This is a genomic window from Hungatella sp. SL.1.14 (assembly GCF_024460495.1).
GTDB classification, from domain to species: Bacteria; Bacillota; Clostridia; order Lachnospirales; family Lachnospiraceae; genus Hungatella; species Hungatella hathewayi.
This window is the reverse complement of record NZ_JANFYJ010000044.1, coordinates 1-20820: the sequence shown is the minus strand read 5'-3', so window position 1 is coordinate 20820 and position 20820 is coordinate 1. Positions and strand designations below refer to the sequence as shown.

Sequence of the window (20820 nt, the reverse complement as noted above, 5' to 3'; positions counted from 1 at the left end):
CGCATTCTCCTTTTGTAAGCACTGATTGCTTCTGCACAAGATTCTTGGAGCATTTTTCTCTACACAGCGCCGTTTTCTTTCAGCCAGTCCTCAATCTCTGTCATGGAACCCGGATTGATCAGAGGCTCGCTTGCCCTGCCGCCCTGATATACGATCAATGTCGGAATCGTCTCAATCTCATGCTTCTCCTCTAATTCCGGACTCTCATCGATGTCAACCTTACCCACCAGAAGTTTTCCCTCATACTGTGCAGCCAGACGGTCCACCACCGGACCGAGTCTGCGGCAGTAACCGCACCATGGCGCCCAGAAGTCCAGAACCACCGGTTTTTCCGCCTGCAGTACCTCTTTGTCAAAATTATCTTTATTAATTGTCATGATATCCATATTGATTACTCCTTTCTCTCTGCCGTAAATACTGTTATTTTCTCAGATACAGTTCATACTGTAATTATATTAGTTACAGTATGAACTGTCAAGGGGTTTTTAGAAAAAATTTTAATTGGAACTGAAAAGGCCGTCAGCAGAACAACTCCAGAGTGATCGGTAACGAGTTTCTTTACCAATGTTGTATTACTTCCTCCGGTTCGCTATAATGGTTAATGAACTTTAACGAAAGGAGTCAGAACTATGGTGAAACATCAAGTAATCATCGATCCGGACAAGTGTGTTGGCTGCGGTATATGTGCTAAGGCCTGCGCCGCACATAACATCATAATCGGCAATAAAAGAGCAAAAATACGGATGAACGATTGTGTCATGTGCGGGCACTGTACTGCAGTCTGCCCTAAAAATGCAGTCACCATCAGCGGTTACGATACGGAACAGATTGAAAAAAAAGAAAAGGTCCGTCTGAATCCGTCTGATGTCTTAGACGTTATTCGTTTCCGGAGAAGTATCCGCCGTTTTCAGCGGAAAGACGTTCCGGCCGAAGTGATCGGGCAGATCCTGGAAGCAGGCCGATTGACCCATACGGCAAAAAATATGCAGGATGTATCCTTTGTCGTTCTGAAAAAAGAAATAACGCGGATTGAATCCATGGCGGTCAAACTGTTTAAAATAATAAAGCCACTGGCTGATTTATTCTGGCCCATGGCCAGGAACACGAAAATCGACGACCATTTTTTCTTCTTCCATGCACCAGTCGTCATCGTCATCCTGGCGAAAGAGAAAACAAATGGGATTCTGGCGGCACAGAATATGGAATTTGCGGCGGAAGCGAATGGCCTGGGTGTGTTATTCAGCGGATTTTTTACCACGACGGCCAATATATCGCATAAAATCAGGAAAGCACTGCGCGTTCCAAAAGGCAAACGGGTAGCCGCAACCCTTGTGCTTGGTTATCCGGATGTGAAATTTCTCCGCTCCGTACCGCGCAGACAATTAGACGTTATCTATTTATAGAGGGCTTTGAAATGGCAAACGATTGTGAAGAGAGGCTGCAAAAAATTGTATACGGATTCCGGGAATGCCGGAATGCTTTTTCCGCCATTGGCGATGAGACGAGACAGTTAATTCTGCTCGTGCTCCTGGAAAGTGATTTCTCAGGCATCCGTGTAGGAGAAATCGCAGAAAAAACGCATCTGACAAGGCCCTCCGTCTCCCATCATCTGCAGATCCTGAAAGAGGCCGGTATCGTTGCAATGAGGAAAGAGGGCACTAAAAATTATTATTATCTGAGTGTGGATGAAACACAGTGGAAAGAGATTGCGGACTTAATCACACTTATTTATGAAAGTGTACGCCATATCAGTTCGTGATGATAAACCTATAACAGGAGGCCTAAAACTATGATCTTATACTTTTCAGGAACAGGAAACAGCGAATATGCCGCGAAGAGAATCGGCAGGGAGCTGGACGATGAGGTGGTCTGTTTATTTGAGAAAATCCGCAGCCGCGATTTTACAAAAATGCACTCAGACCGTCCATGGATTATTGTCACCCCAACCTATGCGTGGAGAATCCCCCGCATCATACAGGAATGGCTGATGAAGACAGCTCTTGCCGGAAACAGGGATATCTATTTTGTAATGACCTGCGGCGGAAGCATTGGGAATGCCGGCAGCTGTTCAGAAAAGCTGTGCTCCGCCAAAAAGCTGAATTACATGGGCTGCACCGCGGTTGTCATGCCGGAAAACTATATTGCAATGTTTGACGTGCCGGCACAGAAGGAATCACTGGAGATCATTCAACGGGCGGAACAGACGATAAACGAAGCGATCCTTACGATCAAAAACGGCAAGGCATTTTCTCGGCCCGCAGTCACATTCCAGGACAGAATGAACAGCGGAATTGTAAATAATCTCTTTTATCCCGTATTTGTTCATGCAAAAAAATTCTATGCTGCCGACACCTGCATCTCCTGTGGAAAGTGCGCCAAAATCTGTCCGCTGAACAACATACGTATGGAAAACAGGAAACCCGTATGGGGAAAGAACTGTACCCACTGCATGGCCTGCATCTGCCATTGTCCAACGGAAGCAATTGAATACGGAAAACACAGTAAGGGGAAACCGAGGTATGTCTGCCCTAAAACAGATCATTAAAAGGGCAATCCGAAACTCCTTTTCCTTAAAAGACGGCGGCAGAACCCTTCCTGCCGCCGTCTTTTCTTAATTCCATTCAGGACACACAAGGACTCTTTTCTCTTACTCCATTGATTCGTCCTCTTCCCCAAACGCTTCGACCCGAAATACAACGGGGCGTATCCCATCCGTGCAGCAGACAATGGTCTGTCCATCTTCTCTGTTCCACGGCTTATAGGTCCCACCGGCCGCTACACAGCTGACGCTGTGATAAATATCAATCCATGCCCACGGACAGAGTCCCTCCGGCATCTGGGCGCCTCCCTCGAAAATAAAGCTGTCGCCTACATTCATCAGGGCGCAGGGACCTGCCTCCCTGCCGTCTGTTAAGTATTCGTCGGCAAAATCAGAATAGAATTCCTTTCGGAGTACCGTTATTCTTACCTTTTTCATCGTTTGTTTCCTCCTGGCCGCAGTGACTGTACACTCTCCCGGCTTCTTATGCCATCCACTCAGTTTCTTCTGTCAATGATATCAGATAACCGTATTTATTTCTACATCCCAATCATATCAAACTCCTCAAATGATATCACCACGTCGTAATCCTTCCTGGGATTCCTGTATTTTATCTGCACAGATTTTTTCGTCTGGCTGTAATACCATCCCGCTTCCGCCTCCTCGAATTTTCTTCGATGCAGATAATGGGGAAGCCGTTCCCCATCCAGGGAAATCCAGTAAGGCGCCTTTTCACGATGGATTAAATCCACGGACATGGTTTCCACCAGGGTCTCATAAAGCCCTTCATTTCGGAAGGAGATCGTCGTCCGCACACCGCCTGTCACCGTAATCCGAGTCTTCAAATACTGACCGTGTTCATAATCCTTTGAAATACCGTCATCCTCGTACAGCGTAAACTCACAGTCTCTGTCTGCCGAGCATAAAAGGGAAATACCGGTGACTGTCTCAGACGCCAGATTATTCAGCTGGTTTTCCGCCATCGGTATGACCGCGCCGCCCCGGATAAACAGTGGGATGCTCTCGATCGTAACCGGAATTTCGATGGTCTGCCCGCCTTCGTACGCTTCCCTCGTATAGAAATCGTAGAAGCGTTCTCCTTCCGGCAGATAGACGCTCCGAACCTCAGCCCCCTTCTCCACCACGTTGGCCACCAGAAGGGAATCGCCCAGCATAAAGTCCACGCCTTCCTCGTAACAAGCCGTATCCTGCTGGAAAGCACTGCACATGGGCTCCATGATCGGAAGCCCGGTCTCATGAGCCCGCTCCATCAGTGAGTAGAGATAGGGAATCATACGGTAACGCAGTTTCACGGCTTTTCGGATCAGATCGGTATAACCTCCGTACATCCACGGCTCCGTCACGGTATTGTCCGTATTGACCGAATGGACCGAAAACCTTGGCTGGAATATGCCGTTCTGCACCCAGCGCACCATCAGCTCCGCCTCCGGAGAAGGGCCGTAAAAGCCGCAGATATCGCACCCCTGATTCGCCACTCCGGACAGGCTCATGCCCAGAATGGTTGCGATATTATATTTTAAGGAATCCCAGCACGTCAAATTGTCCCCCGCCCAGGTCTGGGCATAGCGCTGAATTCCTGCATGGCCGGAGCGGCACACGATAAACGGCCTGATATTCTCAAACGTCTCTTCCACCGCCTCTGCGGTCACGTGGCACATCAGGTTGGACATGACCGCCTTGATATAACCGATCGAAGTCCCTTTTCCTTCAAAATCACAGCGGCAGTCCTTATCCACCAGACTGTCGTACTCACAGTTGTCGTTCCAGACAGAACTGGTTCCCATCTCAAGCACCGCTCTCTTCAGCATTTCCTTCCACTCCGCGCGCGCCTGCGGCTTCGTAAAATCTACGAACACTCCTTTTCCGCCCCACCACGTCCCGACTCCGGCCTCGTCCTTCACGCTGTCCTTCACGAAAATATCCTTTGCCTTCATCTCCTCCAGATCCGGATGGGAAAGCAGGACTCCCGGCTTTACATTGGGGGACACGGTAATCCCCCGCTTTTTCATCTCCGCAAAAAAGCGCACCGGATCCTTAAAACGTTTTTTATTCCAGGTAAATACGCACCGTTTCAAGCCCTCCGCCGTCTCCTGTGAGGTATAACCGGAGGAGAGCTGGAATCCATCGGCCGGTATATCCTCCTCTTTTGTGGTATCAATAAACTCAAGAATCGCGTCGTCACAATTTTCCGGCAGTTCCGGATAGTACATGGAGGACCCCAGATAGCCCAGAGCGGTTCTCGGAAGCATGACCGACTTTCCCGTCAGGTCCGTATACCGCTCCACCACCTGCCGTATGGCCGGGCCTTCGATAAAGAACAGATCAATATCCCCGGCATCGGCGCGGTACCGGCTGTGCATTTTCCAGTAATTACTCTTCTCCCGTCCCATGTCAAAATCACACTCCGCCGGATTATGATAGAAATAGCCGGAGGCCTTTTTGGTCCTTCGATTCAGTTTCACATAGAATGGAATGTGCTTATACAGGGAATCCGTCTCCTTCGGATTATAGCCCATGGCGTCCTTCGGACTCATACATAACTGTCTCTGCGCCTTGTTCCACTCCCCGCTCTTCTCGCCAAATCCGTAAAAGCAGTCGTCCGGTGAGATTTCGCTGGTGTGAATTCTTCTGTGGTTGGAATCCTCCTGATACCCCAGTTCCACGATATCGGCATGGATAAGCGTTCCTTCCTTATCATAAATACAGATCCGGAACGGTTCTTTTTCCACCACCACCCGGAGTTTCCTTCCCTCTATGACCGCCTCCTTCTCTCCATCCGTGAATACCGTCTCCGCCGGACGAACCCGTCTCCGGAAGCGGTTCATCAATCCGTCCATCCGGTCGTCCCACGCCGTCATCACAAGACTGTAAGACTCTTCCGCAAATGTACCGTCGAACCCGGCCCGGATTCTCACAATAGAGTCTGTCAAAAACAGCAGACGTATTTCCACACAATTCGTCGTGATCGAAATGGTGTCCTCCAGTTTTTTTACTTCTTCCGCCCTCGTACATACCTTCATCCTTTTTTTCTCCTGTCTCCCGTGTTTCTCCGTTCACAGAGAACCGAAGCCACGGCCCCCGTTCCCCTGTCCCACAGGTATTCTGAGTCCATCATACAGATAATACCACGCGAAAACCAGTCGAATCCTGCATGATTTATATCAAAACTTTGCGTATTTTCTGCCATAAAAACGGGAGACCTCCGCATTGGAGTTCTCCCGTTTTTATTTTAACTTATGGTTACTTCACTGCGTGAGCAGGCTGATAATCTTCCACAGACTTGATAACTTCCCGCTTAATCGTTCCCGACAGGAAGAAGGACATCTTTGCACATGCCGGTCCGATCAGCTCATAGAGCACGGAGGAAGACAGAATGATGGTCAGCAGCAGACTCCCGATATCCGCCGGAAGCATTCTCTGCCCCAGGAATGCAAGCCCGATCGCAACGCCGGCCTGCGGAATCAGCGCAAGGCCGATATACCGTTTCATGACCACCGGCATCCCCGTGATGGAGCAGCCGATATAAGCTCCCGCATATTTTCCAATAATCCGAATCAGGAAATAGCTGACTCCGATGATCCCCGCAGTCCTGAGCGCCGTCACATTTAAGTTCATCCCGGAAATGATAAAGAACATGGACATTACCGGCGGTGTAAAATGATTGACCTGCTTAAACAGCTTCTTATCATTTGTCACATTCATATACGTTGCACCGAATACCATGCAGGACAGAAGGGGCGACAGCTGGAAGAAGGCGCAGATACCTGATATTCCCAGCAGCATCGCCACCGCCAGAATCAGGCGGTTATCCTTGCTCCTGGCCGGTGTCAGAAGCTTAGACAGCACAATTCCGCACAGAAATCCCAGTGCCAGAGCCATCAGGTTCCAGAAGATGGGAACCATCACATCCGTAAATGAGATATGGCCGCTCGTTCTCGCATTGACCACCGCAACAACGGCACTGAAGGTTAAAAGGCATACGACGTCATCCAGCGCTACTACCTGAAGAAGCACATTGACAAAATCACCTCTCGCATGATACTGGTGAATCGTCATCATCGTGCTGGCCGGAGCGGTAGCCGTGGCAATGGCTCCTAAAATCAGAGCGAAGTTCCATGACATGCCAAATATCATTCTCATGCTGATCGTCACCAGAATTCCGGCTGCCAGCGCTTCAAAGATCGTAATGACAATGATCCTGATCCCCGCTTCCTTAATGATTTCTTTCTTAAAGAATTTTCCGACGCCAAAGGCAATAAATGCCAGAGCAATATCGCTCATAAATCCCATATGCCCCAGAATATCGGAGGGCACCATCTTCAGACAGCAGGGCCCGATCAAAACCCCCGCGATAATATAACCGCTGACATTCGGCAGCCTCAGCCGTTTTGTAATCCTCGTAACGATAAACCCCGCGAACAGTATGATAGACAGCGAGCAGAGTACTGCTGTTGATTCATCCATTTGACTGTATAAAAGTTCCATAAAAACATCCCCTTTTTCCCCATTTTTGTTGATACTATATGTTTTTTTCCCTTTCTATGGTACAATTATAGCAGTCTTATATATAATAGCAAATTATGGTATCTACTGTATCTATAAATTTTTATGATAGGGGTGTGATGTACATGATGGATTCCAAACTGGAAACTCTGATAAAAGTCAATGAGACACGCAGTTTTACAAAGGCAGCCGAGCTTCTTTCCCTGACGCAGCCGGCAGTCAGCCAGCATATCCGGCAGTTGGAGCAGGACCTGGGTGCGACGCTGTTCATCAGGGGGGAGGGGCCCTTAAAACTGACGCAGGAAGGGGAGATTGCGATAAAATACGCCAAGCGGATACAGACGCTCTATCAGAACTTAGAGCAGAGTCTGGGTGATTTGAAGCGCCATATTACCCGTTTATCCGTCGGAATCACCCACACGGCCGAGAGCAATATCATGGTTGAGGTTCTGGCCCGCTACAGCAGCTTAAACGCCGGCTGCCGCATAACAATTATTTCTGATACCATAAATAATCTTTATCAAAAATTGAAAACGTACGAGCTGGACATCGCGATTGTCGAAGGAAAAATCGTGGACAACAACTTTAATTCCGTCATGCTGGACACGGATTCCCTGATTCTGGCGGTATCGAACCATAATCCGCTTTCCAAGAAAAGCATTGTGACGCTGGAGGAGCTGAAAAAACAGCGCCTGATCCTCCGGCTGCCGGATTCCGCTACCAGGAATCTGTTCATCTCCCATCTGGAAAGCAATAACGTCTCTCTCGATGAACTGAATGTAACGCTGGAGGTCGATAATGTCGCTACCATTAAGGATCTGGTGCGGAGAGACTTCGGAGTGTCGATTCTTGCAAGAAGTGCCTTTGCCGGAGAACTGCGCAAGGGAAAGATGACCGGGCTTCCCATCGAAAATCTGAGTATGACGCGGGAGATCAATATGGTTTACCATAAGGATTTTGAGCATACGGATTTGTTGCAGGAGATTACGAAGATTTATTATGAGTATTCCAGAAGTAAGTATACTTGAGATTATGTTTTTTGAGGAGGTATTAAAGGCTACGCCGCCGCAGGGGTGAGCCGGGGAAGGAAGGGCGGGGACACGGGCAGAGGGAGCACTCCCGTTTTCTCGGTGGGCCGGACTAAAAGAAAAACGGTGTGAAAATATGGGGACCGTGCAAACTACAGAGATGGCTGATGCCCTCTCCTCCGTGTGCACTCGACTCCGGGCCCTGAAAGCCCACAAGGAAAGTCCCCCTCACATACGTTCGGCGGAAAATGTCGCCCCATATTTTCACACCGTTTTTCTTTAAGTCCGGCCGAACCTCTAAAAAGTCGTGCTCCCTCTGCCCGTGTCCCCGCCCTTCCTTCCCCGGCTCACCCCTGCGGCGGCTGTGTACTGGTTATGCCAGATAAAAAACATAATGTGAGCGTTTTGAGAGGTTGGCGAAAGTAATGGTTATGGTTAGTAGGTTTTAGTGGGGTGTCAGGAGTAAGGACTTAAATGGAGGATATAAGCTACTCTTGATTATCAGGGGCTGGTTGGTGTGGGTTTGTTTACGATGTAGATTCCGATGCATACGAGGAATAAAGCGACCAGGGTGGTCAGGCCAAAGGCCTGTTGGCCTTCGCCGAGGAACAGGGCTGACAGGATGACTCCGAAGACTGGATTCATGAAGCCGAAAACAGCTACTTTGGAGACTGGGTTCCGTTTCAGCAGGATTCCCCAGAGGGAATAGGCTATCGCGGATACAGCTGATAAATAGAAAAGCATGGAAATAGATGGCACTGTCCACACATGGACGCTTCCACCGGTGAGATATCCACAGAGAATCATGATGATTCCACCGAGCAGAAACTGCCAGCCGCTGAGCATGACCGGATGATCTTCACGGGAGTAGATTTTTATCAGGACAGAGGAAACTGCGTAGGCGATGGTGGATAGAAGGATGAAACCTTCTCCCATCAGAGAGAGACTCATGTTCAACCCACCCTGGTTGATATTAATTATAACGACTCCGGCAAAACCGGCGATGCATCCGATAACCTTGTTTTTGTCCAGCTTTTCCTGGCGGAAAATCAGACTGGCAATGAGGATGGCTGCAAATACGTTGGAGGCCTCAATAATAGAGGCCTTCACCCCTGTTGTATGGGCGAGGCCGACGTAGAAAAAGAGATACTGAATGACGGTCTGGAAAAGGGACAGCTTGATGATCCGCAGCCAGGAGGTCTTTTGAGGGAGAAGGGGACGGCGGTTCATTAAGCTGCCGATGAGAATCGTCAGCAGCCCTGCAAGGGTAAAACGGTATCCCGCGAATAAAAGCTGGCTGGAGACATCATTTCCTTCTATCTGAAACAGCTGGTATCCGATCTTGATACATGGAAAAGCGCTGCCCCACAGCGCGCAGCAAATCATTGCTGTGAGGCAGACGCTTACCGTATTGGCTGTTTCAATCCGCATGCCGGGTTTTCGGGAATTTGGCATGTCTCTCTTGTCAGCACAGTGACAAAACTTACTTTTCCGGTTCATCTTACAGATCAAATCCTTTTAACTTAATGTAATCCTTAATGAGCTTCGCAGTCTGCTCCAAATCAAACTTACTGGTGTTGATGATCAGATCGTAATTGTTCCAGTCCTCCCAGCGGCCGCCGGTGTAGTAACGGTAATATTCCTTCCGTTCCCTGTTAATCTTCCTGACTCGTCTTGCCGCCTCTTTTTCATCCACTTTGTCAACTTCCATGGTACGCTTGATCAGGGCAGGGACATCGGCGTACACGAAGATTTTTACGAGGCCGGGAACATTCACGTCCTCGCGGCTTAAAATGTAATCCGCACAGCGTCCGGCTATGATGCAGGACTCCTGGTCTGCCAGCTGTCTGATTACCTCAGACTGGAAACGGAACAGATTCTCGGGCTTTACGATGTCGCCGTCTGTAGACGGCTTTCCCAGCTGCGGCTTCATGCCGCTTACAATCTTGTAAAGCAGGTTATTGCCTGCCTTTTCATCGGCCAGGCGGAAAAATACTTCTCCGACCGCACTCTGCTCCGATGTCATGGTCAGAATTTCCTCATCGTAAAAATGAATTCCCAGTTCCTCCGCCAGCGCCTTGCCTACGATCCGGCCGCCGCTGCCGTACTGCCGGCCAATGGTAATGACCAGATTTTCTTTTTCCTTCATGATACTTTCCCCCTTATTGTTCTTCCATCACCGTATCAAAACAGATGGCTCCGTACGGACGGATGCTCATCCGGTAAGCATTGCCTTCTCCAAGGGCCTTCTCGATGTAGGCCACGTATTCGTCTACCAGGTCGTTCGGAAGCATGGCCATGATGACGCCTGCAAAACCGCCTCCATGAACGCGGCACGCTCCGCGCTGTTTTTCAGCGATAAATAACTCTGTAAGCGCCAGTGCAACGGTGATTCCCTGTTCCTGATAGGCGCTGTTGGTAAAGCAGTTCTGAAGCCATTTCCAGGACGAATTGCCGGAGGCTGTGATATTCATTAAGAAATCGGTAAAACGGCCTTCCTTTAAAGCCTTTACTTCTGCTTCCACACGCTTGTTCTCTTCAAAGAAATGAAGAGCCCGCAGAACGGAACGGTCTCCCGCGTACGCTCTCACTTCCGCAAGGTGTTCGATTACTTCTTCTTCCGTAATCTGGGCGCAAACCTCTTTTCCAAAGAATTCCGCCACTTTTTTCATCTCAATCGGCACGGAAGAATAGTCCGCGCTTAAATCTGCATGGCCTTTACCGGTATTGACAATGATCAGGCTGTGATTCTGGGAGCTGAAATCGAAATCGATCTTCTCAACAACAGGGGAGGCAGGCTCCATAAAATCGATGGTGATGAGTCCGCCCACTGCACATGCCATCTGATCCAACAGCCCGGAGGCCTTGTCCCAGTATACGTTTTCAGAATATTTACCAATGTGAGCGTATGCTACTGTGTCCATACGGCCTTCATTAAAGAATGTATTTAATATAGAACATAAAAGCATCTCGAACGAAGCGGAGGAGCTGACGCCTGCCGCACTGATGACATTGCTCGTAATGTAGGCGTTAAAACCGCCGACCTCATAACCGGATTCCTTAAATCCCTGAAGAAGCCCTTTCACCAAGTCAATGGTCCCCGCTTTTTTATCACTGGGGGATAAATCATTCAAATCAATGATGAAGCTCTGGTTAAAGGTTTCACTGATAATATGTACCTTACTGCTGTTATTCTTTGCAGCCACACCGACGCAGTCTAAGTTAATGCTTCCCGCAAGGACTTTTCCGTGGTTATGATCCGTATGATTACCGCTGATTTCCGTGCGCCCCGGAGAACTGAACAGGGTTATGTCTTCTTCCGCAAATTTTTTCTGAAAACTTTTTACAAGATTCTGATACCGTTCTATATTGGCCTCCACCGCCGTTTCGCCGTATAGTGCGGCCATCAGCTTCCTGGACTTTTCAGATTCAAGCATCTGGATTGTATCGCATACTTTCATGTCACATGATCTCCTTTTTCCATACATTTTCAGAATACACCGTCGTTCCTTCCGCGGGACTCTGCTCTTTGACAAAAGTATATCATAACTTATGAGTTTTCTACAATATAATATTTATCGAAATGATACAATTTCATTTGACACCCGTCCTGCCGCCTTCTTATAATAGAGGAGAATTTACGAAAGCTTGGAGGACTCCTCATGTACTGGAACGAAAAACCGTATCATTCCCTCGATTATGAAATGAAACGCATCTATGGCCATAAAATCTATAAGCTCGCGCTGGACGGCGGCATGACCTGCCCCAACCGTGACGGGACACTGGGATCAAACGGCTGTATCTTCTGCAGCGGCGGCGGTTCCGGAGAATTTGCCGAGTCCATGGCCGCTCACCCATCTGTCACAGAGCAGATCGAAGCGGCAAAGGCTCTGGTGGAGAAGAAAATGTCAAAGGCTCACAACAGCACTGCCCTCGATTGTCCAAAAGGCCGTTACATCGCCTATTTTCAGTCCTATACCAACACGTATGCGCCTGTCTCACGCTTAAGAGCTCTCTTTACCGAGGCCATCGCTCATCCGGATATCGCCATTCTGTCCATTGCCACTCGTCCGGACTGCCTTCCACCCGAAATCATTGCTCTTTTATCAGAATTAAACCGGATCAAACCGGTCTGGGTGGAACTGGGTCTGCAGACCATTCACGAGGAGACTGCACGCTTCATTCGGCGCGGCTACCCCTTATCCGTCTTCGAAGACGCCTGGAACAGACTTCACGGCGCGGGCCTGACCGTGATCGCCCACGTCATTCTCGGCCTTCCAGGTGAGACGCGCTCCATGATGCAGGATACCGTCAGCTATCTGGGCGGTCTGGGCACACACGGCATTGACGGTGTGAAGCTGCAGCTCCTTCACGTACTGGAGGGAACTGACCTGGCAGTCCTGTATCGCGCCGGTGGATTTCAAACCTTTTCCCTGGAGGAATACCTGGATCTTGTGATAGACTGCATCGCCCTGCTGCCGCCGGAGACGGTCATCCACCGGATCAGCGGCGACGGACCTAAAAGGCTTCTCGTGGCCCCGGTGTGGAGCGGAAACAAACGGCTCGTATTAAACTCCATGGCAAAGCGTTTTAAAGAACGCGGTGTATGTCAGGGGGATCAGTATCGGACCCCGTGATGCCTTAAACTGCGGAGTGCGCGAAAAACAGCGGCTCCTTTCCCCGGAGCCGCCGCTCTGCATACTTATCGGATTCCACCGCTCAAAGACAGCAGATGCATCACTTTGACGTTTTTATCTCAAAACCGTACTCATGCAGTACCAGATCATCGTCTATCACTTCGTCATAGATACCGTCTGCCTGTTCAAACCCGTTCTTCATATAGAGATGAATCGCCGGTTTATTTATATCCACGACAAACAGCCTTACGTATTCCGCCCCCAGCTCTCCTGCGAGGGCAATCGCCCCTTTAAGCGCAATACTGCCGATTCCCTTTCTCAGATAATCGGCATTAACGCCAAACCGGTCAATATACAAGGCTTTCCCGCCTTCATACTTCCATTTCACACAGTCTGCCCCTGCGGCCTGACTGCACAGGGCAAATGCGGCGACGATCCTGCACTCTTCCACCAAAACGTATAGACGGTTATTTTCTATATCTTCAGCGAAACATTCGCATGGATATATTTCGTCCCAGATTGAAACCCCATTCTCATCCATCTTGCGGATGAGTTCTTTATATACTGTTTTCAGCTGCGGTAAATCCGCAGTCTCAGCCAGCCGTAAATTCATCGTGACCTCCCCGCGCCTGTCTGATTCGCCTTTTTCTTATTTTGCAGCATTTTCCTCCTGTACAACACCATTTTCATCAATGGTCACGCCGAAAGAAATGCCCTGCATATACTGGTAAAACTCGCTTATTTTCTGCGGATCGGTCAGTTTCTTTGTATAACCGGCCCCGGAAGTGCCCGGAACCAGAGATAAATTCACCTGATTCTGTTCCAGATCCACATCGGCCCGCAAAAAAGCGGTCTTCGGAATACTGCTTCCAAAGATAAAGTTGCCGAGGCTGTATACAATCGGCTTGCCCTGATAGTATTCGATCCCCTGCAGTACGTGAGGATGGCTTCCGATTACAAGATCGGCTCCCGCATCAATCAGCTGTTTTCCCAGAGTCCGCTGGTATTCCTGAGGCTTTTCATCCCGTTCAATCCCCCAATGCATATACACGACCAGATAATCGCAGTATTCCCCGGCCGCTTCGATCTCCTTTAAGAGTATGGACGGATCGTAACCGCTTACCATTCCCGGCTTTTTGCTGTTTGCCACCCAGGAAGTATCGGGATACACCCTGGAAGCAGCCAGAAAGCCGATGGTCCTGCCGCGTACCTCAATGGTCTCCAGCTGCTTTGCACGATCCATGTTTGCACCGGCTCCCACGTAAAGGATTCCCGCGTTCTCCAGAGTTGTACACGTATCCACAAGCGCATCCTCGCCATAATCCAGCGTATGATTATTTGCAATCGTCACAATATCGATTCCCAGTTCATGCATCATGGATACCCGTTCCGGCGGTATACGAAACGTAAACTGCTTATCCGGCGCCGGCGTTCCTCTGTCGCTGAATGGAAACTCCTGATTTGCCATATAGAGGTCAGCCCTGGCGATTTCGTCCCGATATGCGTCATCCAACACCCCATGTATGCCTCCTGCATTATCATATGCAGCAAATACATGACTGGAAAAATATACATCACCGCTAAAAAGCATATGAACTATGGGGTCTTCCGATTCTGTCTCTGCCGCGGGAGCTGTACTCTCACCTTCCGTTTCAGATACTTCCAGCTTAAGAACCTCCTCCGTGGCCGCCTCTGGAGCAGAATCGGCTGTCTGACTCCCTTCCTGTACAGCGGAAGCGACTGCCGTTTCCCGGCTGGAGGCAAGGGTTTCCCTTGCGCCTCCCCTCTGTCCGTCTGCCGCGATCCATACGAGAAGTGCCGCAAGGAGAAATACCGGAAGGATAATCAGCAGCTTCATGAATAATCCTGTTCTTTTCATCCCTTCCTCCTTAATCCATGATCGAATGATTCATGATAGATGCCTGATCCATAACTTTTTCAGCAAATAACATCGTCTCTTCCTTAATTTTTCCATCATAAACCCGTTTTCCGTTGCAAAAATACGTATCTTTCATAACCTTTAAGTCATGATATCTTAAAAATACTTTATAAATTTCTGATGCACTTTCCAGAATTCCCGCCGTAGTAAAGACGGCCACATATTTAACCTGCTGCGGAGACAGGCTCTTTATATACTCTTTTAATGTTCTGGGGATCTTACCCCAGTAAAGCGCTCCGCCTAAAAACAGGATATCCGTCACGCCTTCCAGCGGAACTTCAATGGATTCCGCCTGGCAGCCCGCCACCGGTGCAATGGCTTCTGCGATTACTTTCGTATTCCCTGTTCTGGAATAATAACGCACTGCTGTCTTCATGCTTTCTGCTCCATTCTCTCGATAGTCTCTACTAATCTTACACTGAGACTGTGTATTTGTCAAATTATGGCAGTGTCAGCCAGTTATATATTTTGCATCAATTCCATAAAAACTGCCGCCATGAGTCCAAAATAACTCACGGCGGCAGTTTTCTTTCAATTCCCAGTGCCATCCCTGGGATATATTACTTATTCCATCTATAACGCCACAATAATACCGCCGTCACTGGCATACACCGTTGCCACTCCGGCCGTCTCCGTAATGATAACGTCCTTAAAGGTGGCCTGGCGGCACATCTCATTCTTCACAACCTCCGCGCGCTCCGGATTGTTGCAGTGGGCAATAATAAGTACCTTGTCTTTCGTCTCTCCCGCTTCCCGAATCGCAATATCCGCCATACGCGTAAGAGCCTTATTAATCCCTCGCGCCTGGTCCAGCTTGATAATTACACCGGAATCAGCTCCCATAACCGGCTTAATATTGAGCGCGGTAGCAAAAAATGCCTGAAGGCCGGTCAGACGGCCGTTCTTACGCAGCGTGTCCAGACTCTCCAGTACAAAATATGTTTTCATATTCTTAATAAAGCTGCGCGTCTTCTCCACGATCTCCTCAAACGGAAGAGAAGCCTGACAGAGCGACTGGATATAGAGAGCGATGTTTAACTCTCCGGATGAGGCAGAATCGGAGCTGAATACCGCAATGTTCTTCCCCTCCTGTCCATGTTCCTCCTCATACAGCTTCTTCGCTAAAACAGCGCTGTTGTACGTTCCGCTCAAGTGCTCAGACAGTGTTATCACAAAAATCTGATCCACATCGCATTCAAACGCCTCCTTAAACTTCTCAGGCGACGGGCATGCGGTCTGGGGGCACTCACTGCTGCTTCTGACCAGTTCCAGAAACTTCTTCTGGTCAAAGGTCTCATCATCTATTACCTGGGTATGCTCTACCTGCAAAGTGAGGGGGATGATCTGAAAATGCGGATCTTTCTTTAAGTCAGCCGTTAAATCCAGACAGCTGTCCCCGATAATCTTATAGCTCATATTCTATTTCCTCCTGACATATAACTTGTCATGTAGTATTCATTACTATATATTATAGGGAAGCCACGGTGGAATGTCAATAGAATATTGCTCCTGAACTTCCGCATCTTGTATTCCCGGAGTTACGGTTAGCTGCTGCTGCCAGCCTCTTCTCCCCCTTCTGCCGGCTGGCTTATGCATCGGTTCAGACGGCTCACCCGCGCTCTCCGGCTCCGTTTTCAGCGGTAAGCAGACCGATCATCTCATTCAGGCTCTCAAAGTCTGTAAAATCCACCGTTTTGCCATACGTCTCGATCAACCCCTGCGTCTCGGAATTCCGTTCTTCCGGCGGAATCTTTTTTACCCGGCTGTACAGAAGTCCCATCATTGCCCGGTGCGCGACGGACAGCTTTGAGTAATCAATCCCGCCTCTCAGATGAAAGAGTTTCGTTTCATCCCAGAGCGGCCCCGTGAGCTGTTTCTTTATAAAATCCCGGATATTATGGATATTGGTTTCATCGGCAGGGTCAGACAGTCCCACGGTGGCTACCAGAAGCTTTGCTTCCGGTTCCTGACGGAGCAGCTTCACGGTGTGTGCCAGGCCGAGAATCTGACCGGCGTAGATCCCACCCAGGTGAATCACTTCTTTGCAGGAAGAAAGAGAGTTTACTTCTTTGCAGTTTCTGCACGGAATCCCCGTCCTTCGTGCCAGTTCTTCCGCGTAACGCTTCGTCGTGCCGTATTTGCTGCCGTATAAAATAATTCGCTTCATATCTTTCCTCCTGTATCGCTCATTTTCCTGTATCTGCAGGTCGTTACGTTGCTTCCGTCGCCGCCTCTTCTGCGGCCTCCAGGCCGTCTATTCCATCATACAGCTTCATAAGCAGCGTAAACAGCTGCTCCATCTCCTGATCCGTATAATGCCGGAACAGACAGGAAAGTTTTCGCCTGTGAATCGCCGCGGTCTGCTCAAAGTACTCATCCAGCCTGGCCGCCGGCACCAGCCATGCAGCTCTTTTATCGTCCGTATTTTGTAAAATCGTGACGAATCCCTTCTGTTCAAGAACTGCGGCCAGCTTTTTGATATTCTGCCTGGAACAGCCCAGCAGTTTTCCCAGCTGGGTAAATGTCAGCCGGTCCTTTGACTGTCTCACCATAGTCAGAAGCATAAACTGCTTCAGTGTAATATCGGGGCTGCTCTTGTCAAATACGGTCTGGAGTCTGTTTTCAGCAATACACAGCGTGCTGAACACAGCCTTTTCCTGTTTTTCTCTTGTCCCCTGAAAGCGTCTGATGAGATCCGTTATCTGCATGCCTTCCTCCATATAGTAACTAGTTACCTATTTTTCTGAAAAGAGGAGGACAGGAAAGTCTGCAGGCTTCCCTGTCCCATTTTCCAGCTGATCTTTACTGGATCAGCCGACAACATCTTATCTGTCTGTAGATCACTCGTCTTCCTGTGCTCCTACAACTCCCGCCGTACTGGTGGCAGTTGCAATGACAATCACGACGACGAAGAGGATCAGCAGAATGATTCCCCCGAAAAATGACAGCAGAAACGTGGTGCCGTCATCCTCCGAAGCTGTCTCCGCACCGGCCGGATCCGCGGCAGCCGCCACAGTCTCCGTCTCCGCATGAGAGACAAGCACCGCTCCCGGGGCTGCTCCCGCTAAAACTCCGATGGCCAGTGCCAGCATCAGCCGCAGCACAGCCTTCTTTATCTCCCTTATCTTGTCCGTCATAAGAATCTCCTCCTGGTTACTATACAATCATAGCTACTAGTATACCATAAGGGAGCGAAAAATGATACCCCAATCAATCCGGGATTCTTATTCCTCTTCTTTTCCCATATCCGCCATGAAAATCATGATATCATTGCTTCTTGCGATGAACTTCGTCATGCGCTCCGGAGTCAGGGAACCATGGCTTAATGCAGCCAGGTCGTACAGCTGTTCACAGATTTCCTGAATGTGTTCGCCTTCTCTGTGATTCAGCACATACTGAACCAGTTTATTGTTATAGTTGAGCACCAGAGTCTCACCGCCGGCGCCAAACATGGACGGATCCATACCCGGCATGGTGTACATCTTCATCATTTCCTGCATACGGCGGCTGTCTTCCGATACAGTAATCATGGAGGAAACGGCTTCATTTTTCAGTTTCTCCACTCTTACTTCCAGTTTATCATTGCCAAGCGCCTTCTTGAACACCTCGGTCAGTGCGTCCACATCGCCCTTCATGGCTTCTCTGGCCTCTTCCGTCATCTCTTCTTTAAAGCTGTCGGATAAGTCAGAGTTGATGGCTAAGAACTTCACATTCTCATTCTTCTGCTCCAGGAAATTGATGAACGGGCTGTCGATGTTCTGAGTCATATAGACCGCGTCCATGCCCTCCTGCTTAAACATATTGATGTACTGGCTCTGTTCCTTCTCATCTGTGATATAGAATACGGTGTTCTCATGCTTTTCCTTATTCTCTTCCAGACAATCGGACAGGGTTAAGTATTTGCCTTCCAGATTCTTGAAAATGAGGTAATCGTTCATCTTCTCAGCAAATTTCTCATCCTTTAAGCAGCCGAACTTGATAAATGGATTGATGTCATCCCAGTACTTCTCGTAGTTCTCACGGTCAGTCTTAAACATTCCGCTTAACTTGTCCGCAACCTTCTTTGTGATGTAATCGGATATCTTCTTAACAAAGCCGTCATTCTGCAGCGCGCTTCTCGATACGTTAAGCGGCAGATCCGGACAATCGATGACGCCCTTTAACAGCATTAAGAATTCCGGAATTACTTCTTTGATGTTGTCTGCGATAAATACCTGGTTGTTGTAAAGCTTGATCACGCCCTCTAAGCTGTCGTAATTTAAGTTCAGCTTCGGGAAATACAAGATTCCCTTTAAGTTAAACGGATAATCCATGTTTAAATGAATCCAGAACAGCGGTTCCTTGTAATCATGGAATACCTTGCGGTAGAAGCTCTTATACTCTTCCTCGGTGCACTCGTTGGGATGCTTGTTCCAGAGCGGGTGAATGTCATTTTCCGGAACAGGGCGCTTTAAGATCTTATATTTTTCCTTTGCAGGAGAAATCTCGACAACCTCTTTTTCGCCGTTCTCGTTCTCCTTCTCCTCGGTCTTTGCCTCCTCAACGATCGTCTCGATGATGGTGTCTTTCTCCGTCAGTTCATCTTTTTCAATCGTTTCATACTGCGGCTCCGCAGAAGAATTCTCAAGATAAATCTCCACCGGCATGAAGGAACAGTACTTCTCCAGCACCTCTCTGGCGCGGTATTCATTGCAGAACTCCAGGCTCTCTTCATTCAGGTACAGCTTAATCGTCGTTCCGAAAGAGGTCTTATCCCCCTCTTCCATCTCATACTCCGTGCCGCCGTCCGACTCCCAGTGAACCGGCGCAGCGCCTTCCTGGTACGATAAGGTATCAATGGTCACCTTATCGGCTACCATAAATGCAGAATAGAAGCCCAGACCGAAATGGCCGATGATCTGATCCTCGTTCGCCTTGTCCTTATACTTCTCCAGGAAATCCTGTGCTCCTGAAAATGCGATCTGGTTGATATACTCATCCACTTCATCCATGGTCATGCCGAGACCGTTATCGGCGAAGGTAATCGTCTTTTCATTGGAATCCACCGTCACGGTAATCTTAAATTCCACATCCTCCGGCTTCTGCCACTCTCCCATGATCTCAAGCTTCTTTAATTTCGTGATCGCGTCACAGCCGTTAGACACTAATTCACGGTAGAAAATGTCGTGATCCGAATAAAGCCACTTCTTGATAATCGGGAATATGTTTTCACTGTTAATTGTCAAACTTCCTGTCTTTGCCATATCCATACACTCCTTGCTCTTTGCTGTATATTTTTCCATGGACAACCATGGTTTCTCACGCTTTGCCTGCAAAGAGTATTTTAATACTCCCGTTTCCAAATGTCAATAGAAAATTAGCACTCATTTAAAATGAGTGCTAGTAATTCTCTATTCTTCCTCAAAAATGATCTCGTTCTTTTTCAAAAAGCTTCTCACCGCCTGATCCCATTCCGAATCCAGAGTCTTGTCCAGCGTAAAAAATGAGACCGAGGTGCCTGTCACACAGAACAGCTTCCCTTCCTCATAACGGATGTTTAAATACAGGCCGTTGACCTGATCCGCCCTCAGAGGCATCTGGCGTGCGGCCACAAACTTCTCCACGGCCTGAGGCGGCATCTGCAGCACAATCTGAAAGCTTCCCGGAAGCTTCTTCCCCTTAATCAGTGAAAAGCAGTACGGCCGGATCATCTTCCAGGAGGACAGCTCCTCCAGCTGGTTCTCTTCCAGCTCTTCCTCTGAATAATACCCCTGACGGATATGCCCGTCGATGGTAAACACATTAAAGGTAATAATCTCGGCTTCCCGAATCAGGAAGTGATCAAACGTCTCTCCCATAAAGAGTCTGGCAGTAAATTGTTTCATATCTTCAATTTTCAATGCTATCATTTCACATTCTCCCGTATTCTTTCTGCATTTCATTCGCCAATCGCTGACCGCAGTCTCATTGGAACTATTTTACCATAGAAGGTGCGGGGATGCCATTCTTTCTTAAAACCAATTCCCACCGCTTCCACTTTGTGATATACTCCCGTCTTTGACAGTCAAACAAAATAAAACACCGCTGAAAGTCCGATTCTATGCGGGTTTCACAGCGGTGTTGCTTCGTTTTAAAGTTTGGTATTTTCCTGGTTTCTAGCCATTTGCAGTTAAA

The 20820-nt window shown here is 48.6% G+C and carries 21 protein-coding genes; 5 read left to right on the top strand and 16 right to left on the bottom strand.

The window, feature by feature from the left end:
* Nucleotides 1–59: 59 nt before the first annotated feature.
* Complete coding sequence (locus NE473_RS28380) at nucleotides 60–386, bottom strand: thioredoxin family protein (RefSeq protein WP_006772464.1); 327 nt, start codon at nucleotides 384–386, stop codon at nucleotides 60–62.
* Nucleotides 387–629: 243 nt separating this feature from the next.
* Here NE473_RS28380 and NE473_RS28375 point away from each other — a divergent pair, with 243 nt between their 5' ends.
* The 3 genes from NE473_RS28375 to NE473_RS28365 are packed head-to-tail and all read left to right on the top strand — an operon-like array spanning nucleotide 630 to nucleotide 2545.
* A complete protein-coding gene (locus NE473_RS28375; protein ID WP_055652264.1) occupies nucleotides 630–1403 on the top strand; it encodes a nitroreductase family protein in 774 nt (257 codons plus the stop codon).
* An 11-nt stretch (nucleotides 1404–1414) separates the two neighbouring features.
* On the top strand, nucleotides 1415–1759 hold the full coding sequence (locus tag NE473_RS28370) for an ArsR/SmtB family transcription factor (protein ID WP_055652265.1): 345 nt from the start codon (nucleotides 1415–1417) through the stop codon (nucleotides 1757–1759).
* Nucleotides 1760–1789: 30 nt separating this feature from the next.
* Nucleotides 1790–2545 carry an EFR1 family ferrodoxin gene (locus NE473_RS28365; protein WP_022033733.1) on the top strand — a complete coding sequence of 252 codons (756 nt, stop codon included), beginning with the start codon at nucleotides 1790–1792 and terminating at the stop codon, nucleotides 2543–2545.
* Nucleotides 2546–2647: 102 nt separating this feature from the next.
* Here NE473_RS28365 and NE473_RS28360 read toward each other — a convergent pair whose 3' ends face one another.
* The 3 genes from NE473_RS28360 to NE473_RS28350 form a co-directional block, all read right to left on the bottom strand.
* Nucleotides 2648–2977 carry a TIGR04076 family protein gene (locus NE473_RS28360; RefSeq protein WP_006772469.1) on the bottom strand — a complete coding sequence of 110 codons (330 nt, stop codon included), beginning with the start codon at nucleotides 2975–2977 and terminating at the stop codon, nucleotides 2648–2650.
* 101 nt (nucleotides 2978–3078) lie between these two features.
* Nucleotides 3079–5580, bottom strand: a complete 2502-nt coding sequence (locus NE473_RS28355; RefSeq protein ID WP_055652266.1) for a glycoside hydrolase family 31 protein — start codon at nucleotides 5578–5580, stop codon at nucleotides 3079–3081.
* Between the two features lie 220 nt (nucleotides 5581–5800).
* Nucleotides 5801–7045 (bottom strand): cation:proton antiporter, encoded by a 1245-nt coding sequence (locus NE473_RS28350; RefSeq protein WP_022033736.1) that lies wholly within the window; start codon nucleotides 7043–7045, stop codon nucleotides 5801–5803.
* Nucleotides 7046–7188: 143 nt separating this feature from the next.
* Here NE473_RS28350 and NE473_RS28345 point away from each other — a divergent pair, with 143 nt between their 5' ends.
* Nucleotides 7189–8091, top strand: a complete 903-nt coding sequence (locus NE473_RS28345) for a LysR family transcriptional regulator (protein ID WP_039891201.1) — start codon at nucleotides 7189–7191, stop codon at nucleotides 8089–8091.
* Between the two features lie 501 nt (nucleotides 8092–8592).
* On the opposite strand, the gene NE473_RS28340 is transcribed toward NE473_RS28345, so the two are convergent.
* Genes NE473_RS28340 through NE473_RS28330 form a run of 3 tightly spaced genes read right to left on the bottom strand, consistent with a single transcriptional unit; the run spans nucleotide 8593 to nucleotide 11552 of the window.
* Nucleotides 8593–9546 (bottom strand): DMT family transporter, encoded by a 954-nt coding sequence (locus NE473_RS28340; protein ID WP_055652268.1) that lies wholly within the window; start codon nucleotides 9544–9546, stop codon nucleotides 8593–8595.
* Nucleotides 9547–9592: 46 nt separating this feature from the next.
* A complete protein-coding gene (locus NE473_RS28335; RefSeq protein ID WP_022033739.1) occupies nucleotides 9593–10240 on the bottom strand; it encodes a cytidylate kinase-like family protein in 648 nt (215 codons plus the stop codon).
* A 13-nt stretch (nucleotides 10241–10253) separates the two neighbouring features.
* On the bottom strand, nucleotides 10254–11552 hold the full coding sequence (locus NE473_RS28330; RefSeq protein WP_006772477.1) for a galactokinase: 1299 nt from the start codon (nucleotides 11550–11552) through the stop codon (nucleotides 10254–10256).
* A 201-nt stretch (nucleotides 11553–11753) separates the two neighbouring features.
* Here NE473_RS28330 and mnmL point away from each other — a divergent pair, with 201 nt between their 5' ends.
* Nucleotides 11754–12728, top strand: coding sequence for a tRNA modification radical SAM protein MnmL/YtqA (gene mnmL, locus NE473_RS28325; protein WP_155561011.1), 975 nt, complete (start codon nucleotides 11754–11756; stop codon nucleotides 12726–12728).
* A gap of 100 nt (nucleotides 12729–12828) precedes the next feature.
* On the opposite strand, the gene NE473_RS28320 is transcribed toward mnmL, so the two are convergent.
* From NE473_RS28320 to NE473_RS28280, 9 genes are all read right to left on the bottom strand, one after another.
* Entirely contained in the window at nucleotides 12829–13341 is a 513-nt protein-coding gene (locus NE473_RS28320) for a GNAT family N-acetyltransferase (protein ID WP_055652270.1), read from the bottom strand.
* 36 nt (nucleotides 13342–13377) lie between these two features.
* On the bottom strand, nucleotides 13378–14607 hold the full coding sequence (locus tag NE473_RS28315; protein ID WP_055652271.1) for a CapA family protein: 1230 nt from the start codon (nucleotides 14605–14607) through the stop codon (nucleotides 13378–13380).
* Nucleotides 14608–14617: 10 nt separating this feature from the next.
* On the bottom strand, nucleotides 14618–15043 hold the full coding sequence (locus tag NE473_RS28310) for a flavodoxin family protein (protein WP_006772482.1): 426 nt from the start codon (nucleotides 15041–15043) through the stop codon (nucleotides 14618–14620).
* A gap of 197 nt (nucleotides 15044–15240) precedes the next feature.
* Complete coding sequence (locus NE473_RS28305) at nucleotides 15241–16083, bottom strand: DegV family protein (protein WP_022033745.1); 843 nt, start codon at nucleotides 16081–16083, stop codon at nucleotides 15241–15243.
* Nucleotides 16084–16276: 193 nt separating this feature from the next.
* Nucleotides 16277–16834: a flavodoxin domain-containing protein gene (locus tag NE473_RS28300; RefSeq protein WP_055652272.1), complete on the bottom strand. Its 558-nt coding sequence runs from the start codon at nucleotides 16832–16834 to the stop codon at nucleotides 16277–16279.
* 43 nt (nucleotides 16835–16877) lie between these two features.
* Nucleotides 16878–17375: a MarR family winged helix-turn-helix transcriptional regulator gene (locus NE473_RS28295; protein WP_055652273.1), complete on the bottom strand. Its 498-nt coding sequence runs from the start codon at nucleotides 17373–17375 to the stop codon at nucleotides 16878–16880.
* A gap of 132 nt (nucleotides 17376–17507) precedes the next feature.
* Nucleotides 17508–17804: a hypothetical protein gene (locus NE473_RS28290; protein WP_022033748.1), complete on the bottom strand. Its 297-nt coding sequence runs from the start codon at nucleotides 17802–17804 to the stop codon at nucleotides 17508–17510.
* A gap of 87 nt (nucleotides 17805–17891) precedes the next feature.
* A complete protein-coding gene (htpG, locus tag NE473_RS28285; RefSeq protein WP_022033749.1) occupies nucleotides 17892–19910 on the bottom strand; it encodes a molecular chaperone HtpG in 2019 nt (672 codons plus the stop codon).
* Nucleotides 19911–20057: 147 nt separating this feature from the next.
* Nucleotides 20058–20555: a DUF5721 family protein gene (locus NE473_RS28280; RefSeq protein ID WP_022033750.1), complete on the bottom strand. Its 498-nt coding sequence runs from the start codon at nucleotides 20553–20555 to the stop codon at nucleotides 20058–20060.
* Between the last annotated feature and the right edge of the window lie 265 nt (nucleotides 20556–20820).